6 protein-coding genes are annotated in these 6,869 nt (G+C 72.0%); 2 read left to right on the forward strand and 4 right to left on the reverse strand.

Translation table 11 applies throughout. The features are described 5' to 3' along the window. Nucleotides 1–5: 5 nt before the first annotated feature. On the forward strand, nucleotides 6–500 hold the full coding sequence (locus ABD347_RS11755; RefSeq protein ID WP_344359940.1) for a GNAT family N-acetyltransferase: 495 nt from the start codon (nucleotides 6–8) through the stop codon (nucleotides 498–500). Here ABD347_RS11755 and ABD347_RS11760 read toward each other — a convergent pair whose 3' ends face one another. Further along, nucleotides 501–1,019: a DUF4240 domain-containing protein gene (locus tag ABD347_RS11760; protein WP_344360198.1), complete on the reverse strand. Its 519-nt coding sequence runs from the start codon at nucleotides 1,017–1,019 to the stop codon at nucleotides 501–503. 98 nt (nucleotides 1,020–1,117) lie between these two features. Between ABD347_RS11760 and ABD347_RS11765 the strand changes: the two genes are divergently transcribed. Next, the gene (locus ABD347_RS11765; protein ID WP_344359942.1) at nucleotides 1,118–2,050 is read left to right on the forward strand and encodes an SDR family oxidoreductase; all 933 of its coding nucleotides are present in this window, start codon (nucleotides 1,118–1,120) and stop codon (nucleotides 2,048–2,050) included. Here ABD347_RS11765 and ABD347_RS11770 read toward each other — a convergent pair. The 3 genes from ABD347_RS11770 to ABD347_RS11780 form a co-directional block, all read right to left on the reverse strand. Continuing rightward, nucleotides 2,041–3,006 carry a helix-turn-helix transcriptional regulator gene (locus ABD347_RS11770; RefSeq protein WP_344359944.1) on the reverse strand — a complete coding sequence of 322 codons (966 nt, stop codon included), beginning with the start codon at nucleotides 3,004–3,006 and terminating at the stop codon, nucleotides 2,041–2,043. The two genes, ABD347_RS11765 and ABD347_RS11770, sit on opposite strands and share 10 nt — an antisense overlap. A 67-nt stretch (nucleotides 3,007–3,073) precedes the next feature. Next, the gene (gene aceE / locus ABD347_RS11775; protein WP_344359946.1) at nucleotides 3,074–5,764 is read right to left on the reverse strand and encodes a pyruvate dehydrogenase (acetyl-transferring), homodimeric type; all 2,691 of its coding nucleotides are present in this window, start codon (nucleotides 5,762–5,764) and stop codon (nucleotides 3,074–3,076) included. Nucleotides 5,765–6,159: 395 nt separating this feature from the next. Continuing rightward, complete coding sequence (locus ABD347_RS11780) at nucleotides 6,160–6,783, reverse strand: GntR family transcriptional regulator (RefSeq protein ID WP_344359948.1); 624 nt, start codon at nucleotides 6,781–6,783, stop codon at nucleotides 6,160–6,162. Nucleotides 6,784–6,869: the final 86 nt, after the last annotated feature.

The raw sequence follows: 6,869 nt of genomic DNA on the forward strand, positions 1-6,869 counted from the left end.
CGGGCATGACCACCCCGCACATACGCCCGGCGCGGCCCGAGGACGCCGCCGCCCTGGCGCGCCTCGACCGCGACACCTGGTCACCGCTGCACGCCGTGCAGCCGAGGCCGCAGCCGCCGTACGACCCGTTCTTCGACTCCACCCACCGCCCGGGGGACTTCCTGGTGGCCGAGGCCGAGGACGGCCGCCCCGACGGGTACCTCCGCCTCGTGCCGCCCACGCGTCTCGCCTGCAACCGGCACGTGCGCCAGATCCAGGGCCTCGCCGTCGCCGAGCGGGCGCGCGGACGCGGCATCGCACGGGCGCTGCTGCGCGCGGCGTTCGAGGAGGCCGCCCGCCAGGGTGCCACCCGCGTCACACTGCGCGTGCTCGGCCACAACAAGCCCGCGCGCAGGCTCTACGCGTCGGAGGGCTTCGTCGTCGAGGGCGTCCTGCCGGGGGAGTTCTTCCTCGACGGGCGGTACGTCGACGACGTCCTCATGGGCCGCGTGCTGGCCTGATCACACCCCGAAACGGTCCCAGAGCCGGGGGAAGCGCTCCTCGAGCGCCGTGTCGTCGTCGAAGTCGAAGGGTGTGCCCTCCGGCTCCGGGGCCTGCGGCGGGATGCCCAGGTCCGGTGCGACGGCGCCCGTGAGCTGCTCGTACGCCTCGTCCGCCGCGTACCCCAGCTCCTCACCGTCCCCGTCGATCTCCTCGTCGAAGTCGTCCAGCAGCTCCGCCAGCGAGTCCGGGTCGTGCACCGCGCCCTCGAACACCTCCCGGCCCTGGCCGATCAGCCAGCAGCGGAAGTAGTCGAACGCGTCGTCGCTCGCACCGCCCAGCAGCACGGCGGCCGCCCCCCAGAGGTCCCAGGTGTACGCGCGGTTGTAGCGGGCCTCGAAGTGCCGGGCGAAGTCCAGCACGGAGTCGGGGTCGAGTCGCAGCAGCCGTTCGACGAGCAGTTCGGCGTGGTCCTCGGGATCGCCCTCGGCCGCCTCCCGGGTCGTATCGATGATCTCCCAGAACTCCGTTTCGTCCATCACGGGACAAGCATCCTGGGTCGCGGGTGACAGTGCACGCGGAGCGGCCGAAATGAAACCGGACAGAGGATGTCGTCTTTGCCGGGCACTGTGGTCGTATGACGAACGACACCACGCACAGCAGGGCCCTCGCCGGAACGATCGCGTTCGTCGCTGGCGCCACCCGCGGCGCGGGCCGGGCCATCGCCGTACAGCTCGGCGCCGCCGGAGCCACCGTGTACGTCACCGGCCGCACCACCCGGACCGCCGTCAGCGAGGTGGGACGGCCGGCCGAGACCATCGAGGAGACCGCCGAACTGGTCACCGCGGCGGGCGGCGAGGGCATCGCGGTGCCGGTCGACCATCTCGTGGCCGGCCAGGTCCGCGCGCTGGTCGCCCGCATCGACGAGGAGCGGGGCCGGCTCGACGTCCTCGTCAACAGCCTCTGGGGCGGCGACCACCTCATCCCCTGGGGCAAGAAGATGTGGGAGACGGACCTCGACCAGGGCATGCGGCTGCTGGAGCTGGGCATCCACAGCCACGTCGTCACCAGCGCCTGCGCCCTGCCGCTCCTCATCCGCAACCCGGGCGGACTGGTCGTCGAGATGACGGACGGGACGGCCGAGTACAACACGCGGTTCCGGGAGAACTTCTACTTCGACCTCGCCAAGAACGCCCCCCTGCGCATGGCCTTCAGCCTCGGTGAGGACCTGAAGGAGGTCGGCGGCACGGCGGTGGCCCTGAGCCCCGGCTACCTCCGCTCCGAGATGATGCTCGACATCTACGGCGTCACGGAGGAGAACTGGCGCGACGCCGTCGGGAAGGAACCGCACTTCGCGATCGCCGAATCGCCCGCGTACGTCGGCCGGGCCGTCGCCGCGCTCGCCGCCGACCCCGACCGGCACCGGTGGAACGGGCAGTCGCTGTCCAGCGGGCAGCTCGCCAAGGAGTACGGGTTCACCGACACCGACGGATCGCGGCCGGACGGCTGGGCGTACTTCATCGAGGTCGTGCACGGAGGGAAGAACGCGACTGCCGACGACTACCGGTAGAGGGCCGCCATCCGGTCCGCCGCCCCCGCGAACAGCGTCCGCAGCGACTTCGGCTCCAGCACCTCCGCCTCCGGCCCCAGCCGCAGGAGCTGGCCGTACGCGACCTCCTCGGACTCCACCGGCAGGCTCACCGTCACCCGGCCCTCCACGTCCGGCGGGCCGGCCGCGGCGAGCGCCTCGCGGGCGGCGGCCCGGTCCGTCACGTACGGCAGGTCGCGCGCACCGGCCTCCGTCAGCCGCACCACCGCCTCCGTACGCAGGATCGAGCGGGCGAACTCGGCCGCCCGCTCCTCCCAGAACGCCGGCAGGGCGAAGTCCTCGTCCCGGACGAAGCGGCCGTCGGCGAGCGTCACGGCGGTGAACCGGTCCACCCGGTACACCCGGAACGAGCCGTCGGCGCGGGCGCACAGGTACCACACGCCCGCCTTCAGCACGAGCCCGTACGGCTCCAGCGCGCGCTCCACCTCGGTGTCCCGGCGGCGGTAGCGGGCCGCGACCGGCCGGTCGCCCCACACCGCCTCCGCGACCACCGGCAGCACCTCGGGCGTCCCGGGCTCCTGGTACCAGCCCGGCGCGTCCAGGTGGAACCGCTGCGCCGCCGAGGAGGGCGCGTCCCGCAGCGACGGCAGCAGCGCGGCCGACACCTTCAGGCGGGCCGCCGACGCCGCGTCGTCCAGGCCCATCTCGCGCAGCGCGCCCGGCACCCCGGAGAGGAACAGCGCCTCGGCCTCACTGCGCGCGAGGCCGGTGAGCCGCGTCCGGTAGCCGCCGATGAGGCGGTAGCCGCCCGCCCGGCCCCGGTCCGCGTACACCGGCACCCCGGCCTCCGACAGGGCGAGCGCGTCACGGGTGATGGTGCGCTCGGAGACCTCCAGCTCACGGGCGAGCTCGGCGGCCGTCATGGAAGGACGGGACTGGAGCAGGAGCACCATCTTGATCAGCCGGGCAGCGCGCATGTCCACATCATGCAAGACGCCCCCGCCCGGCACGGAGCCGGAAGCGGGGGCCTCTTGGTCATGGCCCTTACAGCCCGTACCGCTCGCGGGCGTCCTTCACCGCGGAGGCCGGGACCTCACCGCGCCGGGCGAGCTGCGCCAGCGCGGCGACCACGACCGACTCGGCGTCCACGCCGAAGTGGCGGCGGGCCGCCTCCCGGGTGTCCGACAGCCCGAAGCCGTCCGCGCCGAGCGAGCTGTAGTCCTGTTCGACCCACTGCGCGATCTGGTCCGGGACCTGGCGCATGTAGTCGGTGACCGCCAGCACCGGGCCGGGCGCGTCGGCCAGCGCCTGGCGCACGTACGGCACCCGCTCCTCGCCGCGCAGCAGCGCCGCGTCGGCCTCCAGCGCGTCGCGCCGCAGCTCGGTCCACGAGGTCGCGGACCACACGTCGGCGGTCACGCCCCACTCGGCGGCCAGCATGTCCTGGGCCTTCAGCGCCCAGTGGATCGCCGTGCCGGAGGACAGCAGCTGGACGCGCGGGGCGTCCGCCGAGGCCGGCGTGCCCTCCTTGAACCGGTACAGACCCTTGATGATGCCCTCGTCCACGCCCTCGGGCTTGGCCGGCTGCGGCATCGGCTCGTTGTAGACGGTCAGGTAGTAGAAGACGTTCGGGTCCTCGCCCGGGGCCGCCTCGCCGTACATCCGGCGCAGACCGTCCTTGACGATCGCCGCGACCTCGTAGGCGAACGCCGGGTCGTACGTCAGCGCGGCCGGGTTGGTCGCCGCGATGACGGGGGAGTGGCCGTCGGCGTGCTGGAGGCCCTCACCGGTCAGCGTGGTGCGGCCGGCGGTGGCGCCGACGAGGAAGCCGCGGCCGAGCTGGTCGCCGAGCTGCCACATCTGGTCGGCCGTCCGCTGCCAGCCGAACATCGAGTAGAAGATGTAGAAGGGGATCATCTGCTCGCCGTGCGTGGAGTACGCGGTCGACGCGGCGATGAAGTCGGCCATGGAGCCGGCCTCGGTGATGCCCTCGTTGAGGATCTGGCCGTCCTTGGCCTCGCGGTAGTACATCAGCTGGTCGCGGTCGACCGGCTCGTACGTCTGGCCCTTCGGCGAGTAGATGCCGAGCGACGGGAAGAGCGACTCCATGCCGAAGGTGCGGGCCTCGTCCGGGACGATCGGCACCCAGCGCTTGCCGGTCTGCTTGTCGCGGATCAGGTCCTTCATCAGGCGGACGAAGGCCATCGTCGTCGCGACCGACTGCTGGCCGGAGCCCTTGTCGAACGCGGCGAACGTCTTGTCGGCCGGGGCGGGCAGCGGGTCGAGCGCGTGCGTGCGGCGCGCCGGGGCGGGGCCGCCGAGGGCCGCGCGGCGCTCCTGGAGGTAGCGCACCTCGGGGGAGCCGGCGCCGGGATGGCCGTAGGGCACCTGGCCGTCGGCGAACGCGGAGTCCGGGATCGGCAGGCCGAGCAGGTCCCGCATGCCCTTGAACTCGTCCACCGACAGCTTCTTCATCTGGTGGTTGGCGTTCTTGGACTCGAAGCCCTTGCCGAGGGTGAAGCCCTTCACCGTCTGGGCCAGGATCACCGTCGGCGCGCCCTTGTGCTCCAGGGCGGCCTTGTACGCGGCGTACACCTTGCGCGGCTCGTGGCCGCCGCGGGAGTACTGGAAGCACTCGATGATCTTGTCGTCGGAGAGCAGCTTCGCCATCTCGACGAGCGCCGGGTCCTTGCCGAAGAAGTCGTCGCGGATGTAGGCCGCGTCGCGGGTCTGGTACGTCTGGATCTGCGCGTCCGGCACCTCACGCAGCCGGCGGACCAGCGCGCCCGTGGTGTCGAGCTGGAACAGCTCGTCCCAGGCGTTGCCCCACAGCGACTTCACGACGTTCCAGCCGGCGCCGCGGAACTGGGCCTCCAGCTCCTGCACGATCTTGAAGTTGGCGCGGACCGGGCCGTCGAGGCGCTGGAGGTTGCAGTTGATGACGAAGGTGAGGTTGTCGAGCTCCTCACGGGCGGCGAGCGCGAGGGCCGCCGTCGACTCGGGCTCGTCCATCTCGCCGTCGCCGAGGAACGCCCACACGTGGGAGTTCGAGACGTCCTTGATGTCGCGGTTGGTCAGGTAGCGGTTGAACCGCGCCTGGTAGATCGCCGACAGCGGGCCGAGGCCCATCGACACCGTCGGGAACTCCCACAGCCAGGGCAGCCGGCGGGGGTGCGGGTAGGACGGCAGGCCGTTGCCGCCGGACTCCTGGCGGAAGTTGTCCAGGTGCTGCTCGCCGAGCCGGCCGTCGAGGAAGGCGCGGGCGTAGATGCCGGGCGAGGCGTGGCCCTGGATGAAGAGCTGGTCGCCGGAGCCGTCCTGCTCCTTGCCGCGGAAGAAGTGGTTGAAGCCCGTCTCGTAGAGCCAGGCGGCGGAGGCGAAGGTGGCGATGTGGCCGCCGACGCCGTACTTGGAGCCACGGGAGACCATGGCGGCCGCGTTCCAGCGGTTCCAGGCGGTGATCTTCGCTTCCATCTCCTCGTCGCCGTCGAAGCCGGAGCCGGCCTCGGCGGCGGTGGGGATGGTGTTGACGTAGTCGGTTTCGAGCAGCTTGGGCAGCGCGAGACCGGCACCCTCGGCGCGCTCCAGGGTGCGTCGCATCAGGTACGCGGCGCGGTGCGGCCCGGCCGCCTTGGCGACGGCGTCGAGGGACGCCTGCCACTCGGCGGTTTCCTCGGGGTCGCGGTCCGGGAGCTGGTCGAGCTCGCTCGGCTGGATGCGGGTGGGGTCGGTCATAGTCGCCGCCTTCCGGAGTCGAAGGGGTGTGGAGCCCTTGGTCTTGGCAGGACAGGGCGAGGGGACCTCTGTTGAAGTCCGCGCACGACTGTACGACCGTGATCGATGATCGATCAAAGCGTTGGGCCAAAAAACTTTCCCCGGAGGTCAAAGTCGGCATGCGGTGCCACGAAATCGGGCACCCGGTGCCTTGTTTTCGCAGGTGGGGGCAGCGAATGAGCGTGCGCGTCCCCCGATGAGCGGGGGGCGTGCGCCCCTTTCTCGAGGCTCGGTCCGCAGGGCGCTTCAGCGTGCGCCGACGGTCGATCGCGCTCGGTCCCTCGTTCCTCGGAACCTCCGCGCGTTCTCCCTTTCGGCGCCCGCGCGCCCCTTCGGCTCACTCGCCCGGCGCGTACCTAGGCGCGCGGGGCGCAGCCGAGGACGTGTTCCTTCACCAGGACCCCGATCCGGGGGTCGCGGCGGCGGAACGCCTGGACGAGCTCCTCGTGCTCCTCCGCGTACGACTTCTGTACGGTGCCGAGCCAGCGGATCGACAGTGCCGTGAAGACCTCGATGCCGAGGCCCTCCCAGGTGTGCAGCAGCACGCTGTTGCGGGCGGCCCGCACCAGCTCCCGGTGGAAGCCCACGGTGTGCCGCACCTGCGCCGTGCCGTCCGCCCGCGCGTCCGCCTCGTACAGGGCCGCCACGTGGGGTTCGAGGGCCGAGCAGTCGTCGCCCAGCCGGTCGGCCGCCAGTTCGGCGGCGATCTGCTCCAGCCCGGCCCGCACCGGGTAGCTCTCCTCCAGGTCCGCCGCGGTCAGGTTGCGCACCCGGACGCCCTTGTTGGGGGCCGACTCGATGAGACGGAGGCTCTCCAGCTCGCGCAGGGCCTCGCGCACCGGCGTCTGGCTCACCGCCAGCTCGGTGGCGATGCGCCGCTCGACGATCCGCTCGCCCGGCTTCCAGCGGCCGCTGACGATGCCCTCCACGATGTGCTCGCGGATCTGCTCGCGCAGCGAGTGGACGACGGGCGGGGTCATGGGGGCTCCTTCGCTGCTGCGGCGGTCGCTCGCCATTATTCCGCCCGGTCACCCCGTACGGCTGCCCCGAGCAGGAGACACCGGTC

It is taken from the genome of Streptomyces gobitricini (assembly GCF_039532985.1).
GTDB classification, from domain to species: Bacteria; Actinomycetota; Actinomycetes; order Streptomycetales; family Streptomycetaceae; genus Streptomyces; species Streptomyces gobitricini.

Excerpts from the sequence above, each read along its gene's own strand:
- ABD347_RS11755 (WP_344359940.1), top strand. The coding sequence starts at position 6 with ATGACCACCCCGCACATACGCCCGGCGCGGCCCGAGGACGCCGCCGCC.
- ABD347_RS11760 (WP_344360198.1), bottom strand. The coding sequence starts at position 1,019 with ATGGACGAAACGGAGTTCTGGGAGATCATCGATACGACCCGGGAGGCG.
- ABD347_RS11765 (WP_344359942.1), top strand. The coding sequence starts at position 1,118 with ATGACGAACGACACCACGCACAGCAGGGCCCTCGCCGGAACGATCGCG.
- ABD347_RS11770 (WP_344359944.1), bottom strand. The coding sequence starts at position 3,006 with ATGCGCGCTGCCCGGCTGATCAAGATGGTGCTCCTGCTCCAGTCCCGT.
- aceE (WP_344359946.1), bottom strand. The coding sequence starts at position 5,764 with ATGACCGACCCCACCCGCATCCAGCCGAGCGAGCTCGACCAGCTCCCG.
- ABD347_RS11780 (WP_344359948.1), bottom strand. The coding sequence starts at position 6,783 with ATGACCCCGCCCGTCGTCCACTCGCTGCGCGAGCAGATCCGCGAGCAC.